This is a genomic window from Gilliamella sp. B3023, assembly GCF_026536845.1.
Classification (GTDB): Bacteria; Pseudomonadota; Gammaproteobacteria; order Enterobacterales; family Orbaceae; genus Gilliamella; species Gilliamella apicola_E.
In genome coordinates this window covers 19,194-38,144 of the sequence record NZ_JAFNNH010000003.1, presented here as the reverse complement: position 1 = coordinate 38,144, position 18,951 = coordinate 19,194, and the positions used below count along the sequence as shown (strand labels likewise).

Here is an 18,951-nt window from a genome sequence, read left to right as displayed (position 1 = left end):
ATGCCTGACAACTAAAAAAGTTGACATACATCACAAAAATGAACTATATCCCTAATAATTAAAGGGATATTTTTTAAACTAAAAAGTTTGTAACTAAAAAATTTAATTAAAAAAATTGGAACAACATTATTTAATTTGAAGCAATTAGATGTTATTTTAAAAGTCTAAAAAAACTTAAAGGATTTATGCAAAATTCATCATGACCCAAGAACAGCACGAGTATCAAAGACTTTATCAAGTTATCGCAACTGAACTTAAAAACCGAATTATTGACGGCATTTATCCAGTAGGAAGCAAATTACCATCTGAAAGATTGATATGTGAAGAACTAAAAGTAAGTCGTTCAGTTGTCCGTGAAGCTATTATTATGCTTGAAGTTGAAGGTTATGTTGATGCAAGAAAAGGCTCTGGAATTCATGTTATAGCAAATAGTTTACAGACCAATATTCTAACCTCACAGAAAGGATTAAATTTTTCTACGACAGGGCCTTTTGAATTATTGCAAGCCCGACAACTTATTGAAAGTAACATTGCCGAATTTGCAGCAACACAAATTACTAAAGACGACATCGTCAAATTATTAGAAATTCAACATAATGCTAAAAAAGAAGATCATTATCGTGATTCTGATTGGGATCTAAAATTCCATACACAGATTGCCATGATCACACGGAATACCGCTTTAATTACCATCGTTCAAGAAGCTTGGCAACAAAGAACATTAAACCCATTATGGAAAAAACTTCATGAACATGTACAACAACAAGACATTGAAAGCTGGTGGGATGAACATGACAAAATATTAGATGCGCTAATTAATCGTGATCCCAAAGCGGCTAAGTTAGCCATGTGGCAACATCTAGAGAACACAAAAAAAATGTTATTTGATGCTGCTAGCGAAGATTTTGAAACAAAACGAGATCACTATCTATTTTCAGATAACCCCGTTATTAGTATTAATGAAAATGAGTAGATTCTATTAAAGGCAATACACTTTGCGCCATTGCGCAAAGTGTATTAATTCGCAAAAGTTAAATAATTAACTATTGTTTAAACTATTAACGCTGATCATCAACCGTTACTCCAGCTGGTGGAGTAAACTTAAACTTATCAAGTGCTACCTTACCTAGGGTTTGACGAGATAAATCATAAAAACTACGCTGACCATCTTCCTCGATAATCGTAAAATTTGAAATCATCCCAGTAGGCAAAACAGAAATAACAAAATCTTGGTTAGAACCATCAGTTGGTTTCAATGTAAAAGAGTCTTGTTTACGTGTAACAGTATATGCATTCCAAATAGGATTATGACTATCCGTAATCAAAAGCATTAAACGATTATCCACCGATTTTTTTAAGCTCATTACACTAACTTGTTCAACGGCAGGAGTATAGACCCACATGTTACGCCCATCTGAAATGATTGACGTCTCGTCTGGCTCAGTCATTGTCCAATTAAAGTAATAAGGCCTTGTTACCCACAAATCACCTTTACCTTGTTGAACTGGTTGTTTATCGGCTGTTTTCACATCTTGTGAAAATCGAGCATAAAACCCATCAATTTTAGCTAATCGCTCTTGCAACACCTCTTTATCACCAGCCCATGCTGCACAGCTTGTAATTAACCCAATTAAAATTAAAAACTTCTTCATTACCAATCCTTATGCATTTTGTTTAATACAATAAATTAAACAATCATTTTAATTTAGTTCAAAATATTACCGTTTTTCTGTTAGCTGTGAAAGATATTTTCTTTTCTTTTTCACTTATCAGTTAAGCAGTATATAATAACTGTATTTTGTAAATTTGGATGGTGTAGCATGCCTAGTCTCTCTTTTGAATTTGGGTCAGATGAATTTAAACCTTTAGCGGCAAGGATGCGTCCACGTAATTTATCTGAATATATAGGTCAAAGCCAACTACTTGGTAAAGATAAACCCCTGCCTAAAGCAATTGAAGCAGGTCATTTACATTCTATGATCCTTTGGGGACCACCTGGAACCGGCAAAACCACTTTAGCAGAAATTATTGCGCATCATGCTAATGCTAAAGTAGAACGAATTTCAGCTGTCACTTCAGGGATTAAAGATATTCGCGAAGCGATTGAACGCGCCAAAATTAATCAACAATCAGGAGTAAGAACCATTTTATTTGTTGATGAAGTTCATCGTTTTAATAAAAGCCAACAAGATGCTTTTTTACCTTATGTCGAAAATGGTACTGTAACCTTTATTGGCGCTACCACTGAAAACCCCTCTTTTGAGTTAAATTCAGCACTACTATCCCGTGCCAGAGTCTATCTGCTTAAATCATTAACTAATGAAGATATTGAGCAAATTTTACAACAAGCGATGGATGATCCGGAACGTGGTTATGGCAACCAAAAAATTACGCTACTTGAGGAAACCAGAAAACAGATTGCCGAATTTGTTGACGGTGATGCAAGACGCGCACTCAACACGCTTGAATTGCTGGTCGATATGTCTGATGGAAAACCATTAACGCCTGAATTACTAAAAGAAGTCATCGGCGAACGTAGTGCAAGATTTGATAATCAAGGTGACCGTTATTATGACCTAATCTCGGCGGTTCATAAATCAATTAGAGGATCTGCACCTGATGCAGCACTTTATTGGTATGCAAGAATCATTTCCGCCGGTGGAGATCCGCTATATGTCGCTCGTCGATTATTGGCTATTGCATCAGAAGATATCGGTAATGCCGACCCAAGAGCAATGCAAGTCGCTTTAGCAGCATGGGACTGTTTTACTCGAGTTGGACCAGCAGAAGGCGAACGAGCTATAGCACAAGCAATTGTTTACCTAGCATGTGCACCTAAAAGTAATGCGGTTTATCTTGCATTTAACCAAGCGATGAAAGATGCAACATCCAAACCTGACTATGATGTTCCAGAACACCTACGCAATGCGCCAACCAGTTTAATGAAAAATTTAGGTTATGGTGCACAATATCGTTATGCACATGATGAACCTAATGCCTATGCAGCTGGTGAAAACTACTTTCCTCCAGAAATGGCCGACAGCAAATATTACCACCCAACACAACGGGGTGCTGAGAAAAATTACTCGGAAAAACTGGCTTGGCTAGAGTCTCAAAATAAAGCTAGCACAAATCAGCGCTACAAAAAGAATTAGATTGAATATATTAATAGTTACCGAAAGTTCTTGCTTGAGCAAACATGTTGACTGATCTTAAATTGATCAAACTAAATCATGCATGTTTAAACAAACTTTTTGGTAAATTTGTAAATACCTAAAAAATTGATTCACTGATAGGTAAATGAGAGATCCTTAGCAAAGGCTTATCCTAGTTCTTGAGCATATTTAATTAAAATTATATTTGAGAGATAGCATTATAAAAGCAAATCTCAAGATAAAAATGAATAATATATTGCTAAATATATATAGCTCAATAAACGAAATAGATTCATATTTATGATATGAATTTCGAGTTGTAATTATAGATAGGTAGATCTTATCATTCCCCAATATCTCATTTAGTAAGTAACTACCTATCATTGCCTTTTTTGACAAAAAAAGTTCATATTTTTAAATATCACCCGTAGTCATTGATTTTCGTCAATAAATTAAAGATCACCGCTTATTAAATACACTATATATAGTAATAAAATGATTAATAGGCACTATATATTGTATATTTTGATAAATATCAATTATTATAATCACCATTAAAAACCACAAAAATGGATGGAAAATGAATAAATCAATACTAGTCACAAAACGTGATGGAAAAAAAGAACCTATAAACCTAGACAAAATCCATAAAGTCATTACATGGGCAGCTGAAGGATTAGAAAATGTTTCGGTTTCTCAAGTTGAATTACGTTCGCATATTCAGTTTTATGATGGTATTCGCACTTCCGACATTCATGAAACAATCATTCGTGCAGCAGCAGATCTCATCTCTCAAGATGCACCAGATTACCAATACTTAGCTGCTCGATTAGCGATATTCCATTTACGTAAAAAAGCCTATAACCAATTTACCCCCCCACCGCTTTATGAACATGTAAAAAAACTTGTTGCCAGCGAACGTTATGACAAACATCTTCTTGAAGATTATAGCCAAGAAGAGTTTGAACAAATGGATAAAATTATCGATCACTGGCGTGACATGAACTTCTCTTATGCAGCTGTTAAACAACTTGAAGGTAAATATTTAGTTCAAAATCGAGTGACTGGGGAAATTTATGAAAGCGCCCAATTCCTATATATCTTAGTGGCAGCATGTTTATTTGCGAATTACCCTAAAAATAGTCGACTAGATTATATCAAACGATTCTATGATGCCGTTTCGACATTTAAAATCTCACTACCCACGCCAATCATGGCAGGTGTTCGTACCCCGACTCGTCAATTTAGTTCCTGTGTACTAATTGAATGTGATGACAGTTTAGATTCCATCAATGCCACCGCAAGTGCTATCGTAAAATATGTTTCTCAACGAGCTGGTATCGGTATTAACGCGGGTCGAATTCGGGCATTAGGTAGCTCTATTCGTGGTGGCGAAGCGTTCCATACTGGTTGTATCCCATTTTATAAGTATTTCCAAACCGCGGTTAAATCTTGTTCACAAGGTGGTGTTCGTGGTGGCGCGGCTACCGTATTTTATCCAATTTGGCATTTAGAGGTTGAAAGTTTATTAGTATTACGTAACAACCGAGGTGTTGAAGAAAACCGCGTTCGACATCTGGATTATGGTGTACAAATCAATAAATTAATGTATCAACGCCTCATTAAAAACGAAAACATTACACTATTTAGCCCATCAGATGTACCAGGGCTTTATGATGCGTTTTTCGCCGATCAAGAGAAATTTGAAGCGCTTTATCATCAATATGAACAAGATGTTAATATCAGAAAACGCGTAGTAAAAGCAGTAGAACTCTTCTCATTATTAATGCAAGAACGCGCATCGACTGGTCGAATTTATATACAAAACGTTGATCACTGTAACACGCATAGTCCGTTTAATGCACAACTTGCGCCGGTACATCAATCTAATTTATGTATGGAAATTGCGTTACCAACCAAACCACTTAATAATGTTAATGACGATAAAGGCGAAATCGCACTTTGCACCCTATCTGCCTTCAATTTAGGTAAAATCGAATCGCTTGACGATTTTGAAGAACTTGCCGACTTAACTGTTCGAGCCCTTGATGCATTACTTGATTATCAAGATTATCCTGTTCCTGCGGCTAAAAACGCATCACTTAATCGCCGTACGCTTGGTATTGGTGTGATTAATTATGCTTATTATTTAGCAAAACATGGCGTTAAATATTCTGACGGCAGTGCTAATAATTTAACGCATCGTACTTTTGAAGCGATGCAATATTATTTATTAAAAGCATCGAATAACTTAGCCAAAGAAAAAGGCGCCTGCCCACTATTTAATGAGACGACTTATTCACAAGGGATCTTACCTATAGATACCTATAAACAAGATCTCGATACAATCACTAAAGAGCCACTACATTATGATTGGGAGTCTTTACGTGAATCAATAAAAACTCATGGTTTACGTAATTCAACTTTATCAGCATTAATGCCTTCTGAAACATCATCCCAAATCTCCAATGCCACTAACGGTATTGAACCTCCACGTGGTTATATCAGCATTAAAGCATCGAAAGATGGCATATTGAAACAAGTTGTGCCTGAATATAATAAATTAAAAGATTTATATGAATTACTTTGGCAAATTCCAAATAATACAGGTTATCTGCATTTAGTAGGCATTATGCAGAAGTTCATTGACCAATCAATTTCGGCAAATACTAATTACGATCCAACCAAATTTCCGAATGACAAAGTACCAATGAAACAACTTTTAGCTGATTTACTAACAGCTTATAAATACGGTGTAAAAACCCTTTATTATCATAATACACGTGATGGTGCTGAAGATATTCAAGGCGATATTGAACTCACATCAAGTGATGATGGTTGTGAAGGCGGAGCATGTAAAATTTAATTGCCCTGTTTAGCACTATAACAAAAGTATAGGGTAACGATAAGTTATCCTTACTATTCCTACTTTTTCCAAATATTTAGTGAAAAAGTAAACAAAATTAGGAGTTCGACTATGAGTATGAATTACAGCACCTTCTCACACGTCCATAATGATCAACTTAAAGAACCAATGTTTCTTGGTCAACCGGTGAATGTTGCTCGTTATGATCAGCAAAAATATGAAATGTTCGAAAAATTAATAGAAAAACAACTTTCTTTCTTTTGGCGCCCAGAAGAAGTCGACGTTTCACAAGATCGTATCGATTATGCGGCTTTACCTGAACATGAAAAACATATCTTTATTAGCAATTTAAAATATCAAACATTGCTTGATTCAATACAAGGACGAAGCCCCAATGTTGCCTTACTTCCCCTAATATCTATCCCTGAACTAGAAACATGGGTAGAGACTTGGTCGTTCTCAGAAACTATCCATTCACGTTCTTATACGCATATCATCCGTAACATCGTCAATGATCCCTCTGTAGTGTTTGATGATATTGTTACCAATAAAGAGATCCAAAAAAGAGCCGGTGATATTGCGGGTTACTATGATGAGCTAATTAGCTACGCAAGTTATTACAATCTACTTGGGGAAGGCAAACACACTGTCAATAATCGAACCGTCACTATCGACTTGCGTGAACTTAAAAGACGACTTTATCTCTGCTTAATGAGCGTTAATGCCCTTGAAGCTATTCGTTTTTATGTAAGTTTTGCTTGCTCATTTGCCTTTGCAGAACGAGAATTAATGGAAGGTAATGCCAAAATAATCAAATTGATAGCTCGTGATGAAGCGCTTCATCTAACTGGTACTCAATTTATGATCAACACCCTAAGAAGTGGTGAAGACGATCCTGAAATGGCCGAAATCGCCAAAGAGTGCGAACAAGATTGTTATGACCTGTTCTTACAAGCAGCCAATCAAGAAAAAGAGTGGGCAGAATACCTATTTGAAGGTGGCTCAATGATTGGATTAAATAAAGATATCCTTTGCCAATATGTTGAATACATCACCAATATTCGTATGCAAGCTGTTGGGCTTAAATTACCATTTGAAGTAAAATCCAACCCAATCCCTTGGATCAACAATTGGCTTGTTTCCGATAACGTACAAGTCGCACCACAAGAAGCAGAAATGAGCTCATATCTTGTTGGTCAGATTGACTCAGAAATCAGCGAAGATGATTTAAGTGATTTCAAATTATAATTGATAGTAGCTTGCATGGATTGAAAAAATAAAACTGTGCAAGCTATGTTTAATTATTCGCAATCAGTGCCAAACTAAACATTTATCATTTTGATAAATTTAAGTAATTTAGTTCTTCCAAATTTATCTACCCTATTCTTAAGATTAAATAAAATATCAGCAAATGGTATAGACTCCTCAATTATTTTTACACAAAGTATCAAATTACCTTATTCATTAAGTATGAAATGAACTAAGTCATGATTTATTAATACTTATTCTAAGTAACAAAGGATTTGTATTAGGTGAATGTATCCTCAATAAATATTATAAAACGGTATACACTCCTCAATTATTTTTACACAAAGTATTAACTTACCTTATTCATAAAGTATGAAATGAACCAAGTTATGATTTATTAATACTTATTCTGAGTAACAAAGGATTTGTTTTTAGGTGAATGTGTCTTTAATAAACATTATCAAATGGTATACACTCCTCAATTATTTTTACAAAAAAAAACAAAAATCAATTTTAAAAGGTGCAAATGCTCTTTAATTAAAAGTAAAGGTATTCTAACTTGACACTCTTTTAAAATCGGGAGACGATATGACAATTGAATTATCTCAATTTGATATGATGACTATGGCTAATGCGCATTTGTTTTATTCTGTCTCTCCGCTTAATTTTAATGATAACCAAATCACAGTTCCTTATATAAAACAGCAACTCAATGCGTTTCAACAATGGTCGATTACTCAATTCGAAAACAATGCGGATATTGATGATTTAGTACATCTGCGTAGTCAATTTATCGATCAGCTACTGGAACGTTTATGGCATTACAATCAAATTCCAGAACAAATTTCATCGCTATTTAAAAAAAATCGGATTGCACTTATTGCTGTTGGTGGTTATGGCCGTTGTGAACTGCATCCTTTGTCTGATATCGATATTTTGATACTAAGTGATAACTCACTCACCAAAGAGCTTGAAAAACAGATAGGTGATCTAGTTCGTTTACTTTGGGATCTTCATCTGGATATTGGTCACAGCGTCAGGACATTAAAGACCTGTCTGCAAGAAGCTAAAAATGATATCACAATTATGACAAACTTAATTGAATCAAGATTGATTGCAGGAAGTGAGTCATTACTTAAGGAGCTCCAAACACAAATTTTTAGCGATAAAATTTGGCCTTCGCCAGCGTTTTATCGCGCAAAAATCAAGGAACAACAAGAAAGACATCAGCAATATCATAGCACTACCTATAATTTAGAGCCCGATTTAAAAAATAGTCCTGGTGGCTTGCGTGATATGCAAATTATCCAATGGTTAGCTATTCGCCATTTCGGGGGAGAGTTTTTGCAAAAAATTGGACATTTTGATTATCTCACACCCGAGGAAGTCGAAGAATTCAAAGCCTGTCGCAAATTTTTATGGCGGATGCGTTTTGCCCTGCATTGTGTTATTAACCGCTATGACAACCGCCTACTATTCGATCGCCAGTTAAGCATCGCTAAAATGTTAGGTTATAGTGGAGAAGGAAATGCCCCGGTTGAAAACATGATGCATGATTATTATCGGGTAGCACATAATATTACTGAACTCAATCAAATGCTTTTACAGTTATTTGATGAATCAATATTGAAAAGTTACTCACAATATAAAACTTATGATATCGATGAGCATTTCCAAAGTAGAGATAACCTTATTGATGTTAAACATAATAGTGTTTTTACCGATGATCCGGTAACGATTCTTAAGCTGTTCTATACGCTTTTACTTAATCCTCAAATTACCGGACTTTACTCTAATACCATTAGACAACTCCGTTCTGCAAGGCGAAAACTCACGTATTTATTATGTGAAAAGCCAGAGGCAAGAACGTTGTTTATGAAGATCATCAAACATCCTGATGCAATCAAAAAAGCCATTTTACCCATGCATCAATATGGTATTCTGGCGGTTTATATTCCCGGTTGGCAACAGATTTCAGGAATGATGCAGTTTGATTTATTTCATGCTTATACCGTAGATGAACATACTATCCGTTTATTGTTAGAACTGGATCTTTTACGTTCAGAAGATGGCAAACAAAAACATCCAAATAGTTCAATGGCATTGGCTAAATTATCAAAACCTGAATTGCTTATTATTACCGGATTATTTCATGATATTGGCAAAGGACGGCATGGCGATCATTCAGAAATTGGCGCAAAATTAGTGGAATCTTTCTGTCAATTACATGAATTAGATGCGAAAGATACTGATTTGATTGTCTGGTTAGTTCGTTATCATTTATTGATGTCAGTAACTGCCCAAAACCGTGATCTGCAAGATCCGGAAGTTATTCGTGAATTTGTTCAACTGGTTAAAAGCAAACGACGATTACAATATTTGCTTTGTTTAACGGTTGCCGATGTTTGTGCAACCAATGAAACCTTGTGGAATAGCTGGAAACAGAGCTTAATGCGTGAGCTTTATCTAACAGCGAAGCGCTCGCTTGATTCTGGCATTCATCAAATACCAGAACAACGCAGTATTGCACGTCAACATAAACAGCAAGCATTAGCTCAATTGCTTGCACAAAATTACGATGAACAATCCATTAAACATTTTTGGCAAAGCTATCGTGTTGACTACTTTTTGCGATATACCGCTGAACAGATTGCTTGGCATGTACAGCTTCTTTTGAACCATGAATTGAATCAAACACTCGTTTCAATTAATCCAAATCCTTATCATGGTGGTACGGAAATAATTATCTACTCATCAGATAGACCTTTCCTATTTGCAGCGGCATGTAATGCTTTAAGTATGCTAAATTTAAGTATTCATGATGCTTTAATTATTACCAATAAAAACGGATTTGCGCTTGATACTTTTATTGTACTTGAACCTAATGGGCAAGTGGTGCCTGAAAATCGTCACCAAGATATCATTCAAACTTTAAATAAAGTTCTTCATCAATCAGTTTATAAAGGTGTGACGATTAAGCCGACTAAACAAAGATTACGATCATTTTCTGTTCCGACTCAAGTTAACTTTGTCTCTTCAATTAACGATACTTATATGGAATTAATCGCACTTGATAAACCGGGATTACTTGCTTGTGTTGGTGAAGTCTTTGCAAAGTTAGACTTATCGTTGAGTAGTGCTAAAATAGCGACAATTGGTGAGCATATTGAAGATCTGTTTATTCTAACAGATAAACACAATAAAGCCCTTGATGATAACACCTGTCAAAAACTACGCGAATCGATAGTATTGGCTATAGATTCAATAAACTAATTATCGAAAAGTTAACACAATGCAATTTTTTATTATTTTATTTCCTATTTTTTCTATTTTTATTGTAGGATTTATTGCCCAAAAAGTTCTGAAGTTTGATGTCGCCAATCTTTCCAAAATGTCGCTGTATGTGCTTTCACCTTTTTTGGCTTTTAAAACGTTTTACACGCATACCTTAACCAGCGACTATTTAATCTATATCGCCTATATTTTTGGACTCTGCTTTTCTTTGGTATTTATTGTCAGCATGTGGTCAATTGCTATGCGCTATTCGGTAAAAGAGCGTTGTGCGTTGATTTTAAGTTCATGCTTTATGAACAATGGTAATTATGGCACCCCAGTATTACTGGTGTTTTTTGGATCGCTTGGATTCGATTTGGGTGTCATTATGATGGTGTTACAACAATTTGTTATGAGCACCGTTGGTATTTATTATGCGGCTAAAGGCAGTGCACATAGTGATATTGTGAGTCAAAAAGATGTAATAAAAAAAGTGATTAGAATGCCAGTTGCCTATGGTGCTTTTGCCGGAATTATTTTCCAGCTTTGCCACATTCCACTTTCAAAATCTATTATGACTTCAATTGGAATGATCGGTGACTCATCTATTGTCATCATTATGATTATTCTCGGAATGCAGCTGGCTAAAATAAAAATTACCCAACTTGATTACCCAAAGCTCTCATTTGCTTTAACTGCAAGAATGGTTATATCTCCAATAGTGGCTTTTGCGATGGTTTATTTTATGCCACTGTCACCCATGTATAAACAAATTCTTATCGTTTTAGCCGCAATGCCAAGTGCAGCCAATACGACCTTAATGTCAGTTCAATTTGATACTCATCCTGAACTGGTATCTAGTGCAACCTTGGTGAGTACTTTGTTAAGTTTAATTACATTACCTATTGTTCTTTCAATAATTGGTGCGCCAATACCTATCTAAATAAAAATAATAGATGGATAAAATCAATCAATGCCAAGCCATTCTTGTTCAAATTGATTGACAAATTTAACCAATATTTCATGGCGCTGTTCGGCCATTTGTTTAGCGGTGTCAGTATTCATCATATCTTTAAGTAAAAATAATTTCTCATAGAAGTGATTAATTACGGTATTGGTCTGTTTATAATTGTTTTCATCAAGTTTAATTCGAGGTGGGACATTGGGATCATGCATGATATTGTGTTTATTACCACCATAATAAAAAGTGCGCCCAATGCCAATAGCGCCAATTGCATCAAGTCGATCCGCGTCTTGAACAATTTGCCCTTCAAGCGATAATGTGGCTTTTTGTGAAAGATTTTTTCGATAGGACATATTTTCAATAATATCGAAAATAGCATTAATTTCGGCTGATGTTAATTTCAAACTGCGTAAATACTCTTTTAATTCAATTATGGCACTATCAACATCTTCCGTAACTTTTTCATCAATAACATCATGTAAATAAGCACTCATCAACACAATAAAAGCATTTGCTTGTGGCTGGTGGTTAAGAATTTTTTGGGCTAATTTAACCACTCGCTCAATATGCGCCATATCATGACCAGAAAAATCATGGGAGAGCTTTTGCTTTACATACATTTTAACGTTATTAAGAGTGGTTTGGGGTGATATAGTCATTTTATTATGCTTATTAAAATTTAGTGTAAGATTTTATTAAAACCTGAATATTGTTTATATTACCGCAGTTAAAACTCAACCGCTATTTATCCTTTTAATTAATAATTTTTACAAAGAAATTAATTATAAAAAATGAATAAAATCAATTAAAAAAAATCATTAATCCTAAATTGGTATCATAATTAATGACTGTTTGGCCTCATTTACTAAAAAATGCCTAGTATTTAATGTTTTTTTTATATTTTTTTTAATTTCTTTCGATTGTTTTCACTAATTCCGAGAGGTAGAATGCGCTAATCAAAATTCATAATCAGTGCAACTAACTGGAGTTGATTAAGTGAAAATATCAACACGTAAAGTTTTGCCATGGCAACTTATAGAATGCTTCACTCGATATCGTCAATTCATCGCTCTACTATTTGGACTATCTATTTTTTGTATTGCACTGATAGTGTGTTGGCATTTATTAAAAACCATCAATATTAATGATTTAAGGTCAGCTCTACATCAACTCCCTTACCATGCAATTTTACTTTCGTTTTTATCAGCAATAGCTAGTTATATTATGCTTATCTGCTATGAATGGTCAGCTGCACGTTATGCAGGCGTTGAGCTAAAATTATCAACAATTGCGGTCGGCGGTATTTGTGCTTCGGCGATTGGTAATGCTGTCGGATTATCAGCATTATCAGGTGGCGCCATTCGTTGTCGGCTCTATTTCAAATATGGATTAACCACTATAGATGTAGCAAGGATGTCAATTTTTGTTACTCTTTCATTAGGCTTTACCTTACCTTTATTAGCATCAATCGCGGCACTAATTCATATTGAAAAAACCACGATAGCACTACATACTTCAGCAATCAGTATCGAGTTAATATGTAGTGCAGTATTTATCATTTATGCCGGTGTATTATTATTTTTACATGCTCATCGATTGTCTGAAAAACCTAATAAAGATACGCGTTTATACCAATTTTTTCATTGGAAAATCCGTTTACCTAACTGGCGTTTAGCTAGTAGTCAATTTTTAATTACCTTACTAGATGCTATTTTAGCTGGTGCGATCCTCTATTTCTTATTACCGAATAAGCCAAATTTTATTGTTTTTATCATGATTTATATTCTCGCTTTAGTAGCAGGGGTGCTTAGTCATGTTCCGGGAGGGGTTGGTATATTTGAAGCAATTATATTAGCCGCTTTTTCATCTCAAATTGGTGCGGCATCATTAACTATTGCTTTAGTTATTTATCGATTAATTTATATTATATTACCACTCATTCCCGCAGGAATTTTGCTGTTAATTAATGAAGGTAAAAACTTTCTTTCTGTTCCACAAGTAAAAGAAACCGATACTGGCATTGCTGCAACAATTATGGCCGCCTCGGTATTCTTTGCTGGCGTAGTGATGATGTTTTCAAGTGTCATCCCTGGATTCAATCATCATTTTGTCAACACCTTCATTCCTAACAAAATCGTCAATTTTGCCCATTTAACTGCCAGCTTAATTGGTGTTTTATGTTTATTACTAGCGATGGGATTACGTCGCCGACTTTATTCTGCTTGGGGATTGTCCGTTATCTTGTTGATATTAGGTAGTATCTGCTCATTATTAAGAGGTTTACATTGGATTGAAGCCTTTACTTTATTATCGATAGCAATATCATTGTTCTATTTTAGACACGCCTTTTATCGTAAAAGCCGACTAAGTATTTTGCCTTTTTCGTTAAAATCCTTTGTGATCACTTTTGGCTTACTTATCCTATTTGTTTGGCTAATTTTATTTATTTATCAAGATATTCCTTATAGTCACAATTTATGGTGGCAATTTGAATTAGATAGCCGTGTTCCTCGAGCCTTGCGTGCAGCATTAGGGAGTTTTATATTATTAAGTGGTGTGATGTTATTTTGGTCTTTCAAACCGGCATTACCCATCTTAACCATTCCCACTAAAGAAGAATTGAGCGAAGCTCATCAAATCATCCTCAACTCGAAGCAACCTGAAGGCGGATTAGTGATGAGTGGTGATAAATCATTACTTTTCAATCAATCAAAAACCGCTTTTATCATGTATGCAAGGCGAGGAAGAAGTATGGTTGCGCTTTATGATCCGATTGGTAATGATAGTGCGCGCGCAGATTTAATATGGGAATTTAGGGATCTTTGTGATCAACACCATTTACGCCCAGTTTTTTACCAAGTTAGAGCAAACAATTTACCATTCTATATGGATATAGGGCTTAGAGTGGTCAAACTTGGTGAAGAAGCGTTAGTTAATTTAAATGAATTTGATTTAACATCAAAAGGTTATAAAGATCTTCGATATACTTGGAATCGCGGGCAACGTGATGGACTTAGTTTAAAATTTTATCCACCAGGTACTGCACCGCTTGATGAGCTAAAAATAGTCTCGGATGCATGGTTAAAAAATAAACACTCAAAAGAAAAGAAATTTTCGTTAGGCGCTTTTTCCAAATCTTATTTAGATAATTTCACCATTGCAGTTATTGAATACCAAGGCAAAATTATTGCTTTTGTGAATTTACTTGAAACCAATCAAAACTACAGTGCAACCATTGATTTAATGCGAGTTTTACAAGATATTCCTAAATCCACTATGGAATTTTTGATGGTAGGATTGATTCTACATTATCAGGAAAAAGGCTATCAGTACTTTAGTTTAGGGATGGTCCCGCTTGCGGGTATGCAAAGGCGACGTGGTGCGCCAATGATCCAACGCTTAGGGGCGTTAGTTTTTCGACGTGGTGGACGTTTTTATAACTTCCAAGGTTTACGTCGCTTTAAAGAAAAATTTGCTACTCATTGGGAACCACGTTATATGGCGGTTCCCAATGGACTTGATCCTTTGGTCGCCTTGATTGACACCACTATGTTAATTTCTGGCGGTAAAACGAATTTAACTCACAATAAGAACAAATAAGATGAAAAATATCATACGTTATATTTTATTCTTTATGATTTTAGTATTCATTGCAGTTTGCATAGTCGTAGGTTGGTATTTTTATAAAAACCAACGAACCGCTTCTGTAAATACCATAGCCATTAATCAAAACTTTTCTATCTTATCGGCTACCCCAAAACAATCAGCTGAGGCTGCTGCTATAATTGTTGCCACTAAAGATAATCATTTTACGGCTGATCAATTATTAAGTTTATCTGAATCAACAGGTGCTAAATTAGTACAGTTTGAATTAGAACCGCAAGGAAGTTGTGCAAAGCAGCAAACTCGTTTTGAGCAAGCACAGAAAGTCTTAAATGAAGATAAGTTTGTTGTTGCTGGTATGCAAGAAGGTGCCGCCTTTGCTTATCGGTGGTTAACCCAACAAAATGATGATGCCAAAGCTTTATCGATTGAATTTACATTAGATCATAAAGATTGTGATGCACCTTTACCCGCTCAGGCAAACCATGGAGAATGGCAAGTAATTTGGAATAATCCACCAGATGAACAAGTTGCCATTTTTCCTCGACAACAAAAGCAGATTAAAGTAACCACCAAAATTGGCGAATATCAAGCATCACCAATTGAACTGTTAAGTTTACATTTACCATCTATTTTATTTGGTGAGCATGAATCATTACCAGTAATAGAATTACCCGCTAAAGGTAAACAATCGCATCCCAATAGTGTTACTTTTTATTATTCAGGTGATGGCGGTTGGCGAGATTTAGACAAGGTTTCGGCAGAGTATATGGCTTCTCATGGTTATTCTGTCGTTGGTGTCGATGCACTAAAACTATTTTGGCAACATCGTTCCGTTGAACGTAGTGCTAAAGATCTTACTCATTTAATGCAAGAATATCGGGATAAATGGGGCGTTAATAAATTTATTTTAGCTGGTTATTCATTTGGTGGTGATATCTTACCTGCACTATACAATCGATTATCCAAAGACGATCAAGAAAGTGTACAAGCTTTAATTATGATTGCCTTTTCAAAAGACGCTAATTTCGAAATAGAAGTAAGTGGCTGGCTTGGTCAATCTGGCGATGAAATGAAAACCGCGCCGGAAGTAAATCAGATTCCAGCAAATAAATTATTTTGCATCTATGGTGAAGAAGAAAAAGAAGATACCGGTTGTCTACAGCCAGAGATGAAAGGAGAGGCTTATAAATTACCTGGTGGTCACCATTTTGATGAAAACTATACGCATCTCGGTCAAATCATTATGGAAGCGATCGATAAACGCATAACACCTTAAAATAAGCAAAAAAGGGGCAATAGCCCCTTTTAGTGATTCACCTGATTTATAAGATCAATGCTTGCTGATTCTGATTTTTCCTTCTGATAACAATACCCCAATGAGGGTTGATAACGTACCGATAGCCGCGATCCAAGTAAAAGGCTCATTTAAAATAACGACTGCAGCAATAATGGTTAAAATTGGAACTAAATACAGATAGATACTAATTTTTACTGCACCAACTAATTTCACCGCATAATTCCAGGAAGCAAAACAGATAGCCGAAGCCCCTACGCCTAAGAATAGAATATTAAAAAGATTAGCCGTGTGCGTGAAGCGCTCCAGTCCCCATTTGAAATCAAACAGATACAACGCTGGTAACATCATCACTAAACCATAAAAAAAGAAGCGTCGTGTTAATAAAATCGTATTGTATCCATAATGACTGCATTTTTTAGTCAAAATTGAATAACATGCCCAAAACAAGCAGGCACCTACCGCAAGCAGATCACCCAATGGATTAAGTGACAGTACAAATTTACCATTCAAACTTATTAATCCAACGCCGAAGATTGCAAACAAACACCCGATATAAAATCGCTTAGCTGGCCGTTCAGTTTTTAAAAAGAAGATTGATAAAAGTGCGGTAAACACGGGTGCTAATGTGGTAATCACCCCTACGTTTGAGGCAGTGGTATAAGTTAAGGCAATATTCTCACATAAAAAATAACAGGTTACACCACAAAACCCGGCACACAAAAACATTAACTCTTGCTTTAAACCTTGCCAAGCAAAGATCCGTGGCGCTAAAATCCAAAGCGTTAAATAACCCAACCCAAACCGGTAAAATAAGATTTCAATAGGTTTAAAATCGATTAACAATACTTTGGTGGCAATAAAAGTGGTTCCCCAAAGAAACACTGTCATCAAAGCAATCAGATGCCCTCTTGTCCTCAATGAAAATAGCATTTAAGTTCTTACTCTCCATCTACTATTTATATGTTAATCATTTCCCTATCATTTGGTTGTCAGATTGGACATACAAAAAATAAAAATATAGGAAAAAGGCTTGGTCATGATAAAAATATCACTATTTTAATAGAAATTTAAGATCGGCTAGATTAACTTGCTGCTAATCTTTTTTCAATATGTTTCCATACATCAATTATTTAGGTAGATTATTTGAATATTAGAAAAGCGTGCAATTGAATTAGTAAAAGCAGTAGATAAAAAAAATCCACTCAAAAATTGAGTGGAAGGCAAAAAATGAATTAACGTAATCTGAATATATAGACAGACTAAATCATAAAAAGTTCCAAATAATTTCAAAAAAATTTAAAGTTTTTATATAAATTATTGTATGCGATTGATTTATAAATATTTATTTGTTGAATTTTTTTATATATAAAATCACTTAAAATGAATTATCATAACCTTGATACAAGCTAATTGGTAAATTAGTTATGCTTTGATAGGGTTCACCATTAATCATTGCTAACAGTATCGATACTGCATTTTGGGCAATTTGTAGAATTGGTTGACGGATTGTAGTTAAAAACGGCATATGTTGTAGAGTTAATTCAGCACCATCAAATCCAACTACTTGTAATTGCGAAGGTAAAGATAATCCACAATCTCGCGCAGCATTAATTGTTGCAATCGCTGATGAATCATCAGCTAATACTCCATCAATAGTTTGGGACTGTAACCGTTTTTTAATTAACTGATATTTTTCTTCATAACTAATTGAAAAATCCATATCAAGTGTAATTGACTTAAGACCTGCAACTTGAATGCTATCTTTGTAAGCTTGATACCGTTTATTAGCATCCATATCAACTTGTTTATCATTTGTAATCGAACCAATATAAAGAATTTTCTTACAACCATTTTTTATTAAATGTTGGCTAGCTAGAAGTCCTCCTGCATAGTTGTCACATGAAATAACAGGTATTTTTTCATTTATTTTTCGATCTATCGAGACGATATTCAGATCGGGTATTAGGTAATCAGCTAAATTTTCATTCATAGAGTTAACTATGACTCCTTCAACCTGATGACGCCTTAGCATCGATAAAAAATTTTTTTCCTCTTCTTGATTATGATGACTGTTGCAAATTAATATTTTATAACCTTGGCGAGATAATATTCTTTCTAAATAACTGATTAATTCCATTTGGAATGGATTAGTTAAACTTGGAAAAATCAAGCCTATTAAATTACTTTTATTATTTGATAATGAACGTGCTAATTCATTAGGATAGTATCCCAACGTTTCCATTGCTTCTTGCACACGTTGACGAGTTGTTGCACTAATATATCCACGATTATTTAATACCCGTGAAACAGTAGTAGCGGAAACACCCGCTAGTTTAGCAACATCATCTCTGCTTAATTTCATAATCATCCTTTAACTATCATTAATATTATAACGAGATAATTATAATGCTTTTTATAATGACGTAAATCATTCAGTTGATTTGTAATTTTAAGATCAAATTTTTTAGTGACATTCATCACAAAATCACTTCGGAATAAGTGATATCCCTCACAAATTTTGCATTCTAATTGTGGACGCGGT

At 34.9% G+C, this 18,951-nt stretch carries 12 protein-coding genes; 8 read left to right on the top strand and 4 right to left on the bottom strand.

Going from position 1 to position 18,951, the window contains the following annotated elements:
• Positions 1-199: 199 nt before the first annotated feature.
• A complete protein-coding gene (exuR, locus tag J3U16_RS02535; RefSeq protein WP_065734724.1) occupies positions 200-973 on the top strand; it encodes a transcriptional regulator ExuR in 774 nt (257 codons plus the stop codon).
• A gap of 85 nt (positions 974-1,058) precedes the next feature.
• Here exuR and lolA read toward each other — a convergent pair whose 3' ends face one another.
• Entirely contained in the window at positions 1,059-1,652 is a 594-nt protein-coding gene (gene lolA / locus J3U16_RS02530; RefSeq protein WP_220225662.1) for an outer membrane lipoprotein chaperone LolA, read from the bottom strand.
• Between the two features lie 168 nt (positions 1,653-1,820).
• On the opposite strand from lolA, the gene J3U16_RS02525 reads away from it, so the two are divergent.
• From J3U16_RS02525 to J3U16_RS02505, 5 genes are all read left to right on the top strand, one after another.
• Positions 1,821-3,155 carry a replication-associated recombination protein A gene (locus J3U16_RS02525; protein ID WP_267342467.1) on the top strand — a complete coding sequence of 445 codons (1,335 nt, stop codon included), beginning with the start codon at positions 1,821-1,823 and terminating at the stop codon, positions 3,153-3,155.
• A 580-nt stretch (positions 3,156-3,735) separates the two neighbouring features.
• Positions 3,736-6,021 carry a class 1a ribonucleoside-diphosphate reductase subunit alpha gene (gene nrdA, locus J3U16_RS02520; protein WP_267342466.1) on the top strand — a complete coding sequence of 762 codons (2,286 nt, stop codon included), beginning with the start codon at positions 3,736-3,738 and terminating at the stop codon, positions 6,019-6,021.
• Positions 6,022-6,138: 117 nt separating this feature from the next.
• Positions 6,139-7,269, top strand: a complete 1,131-nt coding sequence (gene nrdB / locus J3U16_RS02515; protein WP_416380036.1) for a class Ia ribonucleoside-diphosphate reductase subunit beta — start codon at positions 6,139-6,141, stop codon at positions 7,267-7,269.
• Between the two features lie 588 nt (positions 7,270-7,857).
• Entirely contained in the window at positions 7,858-10,542 is a 2,685-nt protein-coding gene (gene glnD / locus J3U16_RS02510) for a bifunctional uridylyltransferase/uridylyl-removing protein GlnD (RefSeq protein ID WP_267342463.1), read from the top strand.
• 19 nt (positions 10,543-10,561) lie between these two features.
• On the top strand, positions 10,562-11,485 hold the full coding sequence (locus tag J3U16_RS02505; RefSeq protein ID WP_065563672.1) for an AEC family transporter: 924 nt from the start codon (positions 10,562-10,564) through the stop codon (positions 11,483-11,485).
• Positions 11,486-11,508: 23 nt separating this feature from the next.
• On the opposite strand, the gene J3U16_RS02500 is transcribed toward J3U16_RS02505, so the two are convergent.
• Complete coding sequence (locus tag J3U16_RS02500; RefSeq protein WP_267342461.1) at positions 11,509-12,165, bottom strand: HD domain-containing protein; 657 nt, start codon at positions 12,163-12,165, stop codon at positions 11,509-11,511.
• 337 nt (positions 12,166-12,502) lie between these two features.
• On the opposite strand from J3U16_RS02500, the gene mprF reads away from it, so the two are divergent.
• Together mprF and J3U16_RS02490 are read left to right on the top strand one after the other, a co-directional pair.
• Positions 12,503-15,106, top strand: coding sequence for a bifunctional lysylphosphatidylglycerol flippase/synthetase MprF (mprF, locus tag J3U16_RS02495; RefSeq protein ID WP_267342459.1), 2,604 nt, complete (start codon positions 12,503-12,505; stop codon positions 15,104-15,106).
• Between the two features lies 1 nt (position 15,107).
• The gene (locus tag J3U16_RS02490) at positions 15,108-16,388 is read left to right on the top strand and encodes a virulence factor family protein (protein ID WP_267342457.1); all 1,281 of its coding nucleotides are present in this window, start codon (positions 15,108-15,110) and stop codon (positions 16,386-16,388) included.
• A gap of 54 nt (positions 16,389-16,442) precedes the next feature.
• Here the strand turns inward: J3U16_RS02490 and J3U16_RS02485 are convergent, their stop codons facing one another.
• Both J3U16_RS02485 and J3U16_RS02480 read right to left on the bottom strand, forming a co-directional pair.
• On the bottom strand, positions 16,443-17,339 hold the full coding sequence (locus J3U16_RS02485; RefSeq protein WP_065734731.1) for a DMT family transporter: 897 nt from the start codon (positions 17,337-17,339) through the stop codon (positions 16,443-16,445).
• 445 nt (positions 17,340-17,784) lie between these two features.
• A complete protein-coding gene (locus J3U16_RS02480) occupies positions 17,785-18,771 on the bottom strand; it encodes a LacI family DNA-binding transcriptional regulator (protein WP_065734732.1) in 987 nt (328 codons plus the stop codon).
• Positions 18,772-18,951: the final 180 nt, after the last annotated feature.

Bases quoted from the DNA above. Each gene is read 5' to 3' on its own strand.
- nrdB (WP_416380036.1), top strand. From the start codon at position 6,139: ATGAATTACAGCACCTTCTCACACGTCCATAATGATCAACTTAAAGAA.
- nrdA (WP_267342466.1), top strand. From the start codon at position 3,736: ATGAATAAATCAATACTAGTCACAAAACGTGATGGAAAAAAAGAACCT.
- glnD (WP_267342463.1), top strand. From the start codon at position 7,858: ATGACAATTGAATTATCTCAATTTGATATGATGACTATGGCTAATGCG.
- J3U16_RS02525 (WP_267342467.1), top strand. From the start codon at position 1,821: ATGCCTAGTCTCTCTTTTGAATTTGGGTCAGATGAATTTAAACCTTTA.
- J3U16_RS02485 (WP_065734731.1), bottom strand. From the start codon at position 17,339: ATGCTATTTTCATTGAGGACAAGAGGGCATCTGATTGCTTTGATGACA.
- J3U16_RS02505 (WP_065563672.1), top strand. From the start codon at position 10,562: ATGCAATTTTTTATTATTTTATTTCCTATTTTTTCTATTTTTATTGTA.
- exuR (WP_065734724.1), top strand. From the start codon at position 200: ATGACCCAAGAACAGCACGAGTATCAAAGACTTTATCAAGTTATCGCA.
- J3U16_RS02480 (WP_065734732.1), bottom strand. From the start codon at position 18,771: ATGAAATTAAGCAGAGATGATGTTGCTAAACTAGCGGGTGTTTCCGCT.
- J3U16_RS02490 (WP_267342457.1), top strand. From the start codon at position 15,108: ATGAAAAATATCATACGTTATATTTTATTCTTTATGATTTTAGTATTC.
- J3U16_RS02500 (WP_267342461.1), bottom strand. From the start codon at position 12,165: ATGACTATATCACCCCAAACCACTCTTAATAACGTTAAAATGTATGTA.
- lolA (WP_220225662.1), bottom strand. From the start codon at position 1,652: ATGAAGAAGTTTTTAATTTTAATTGGGTTAATTACAAGCTGTGCAGCA.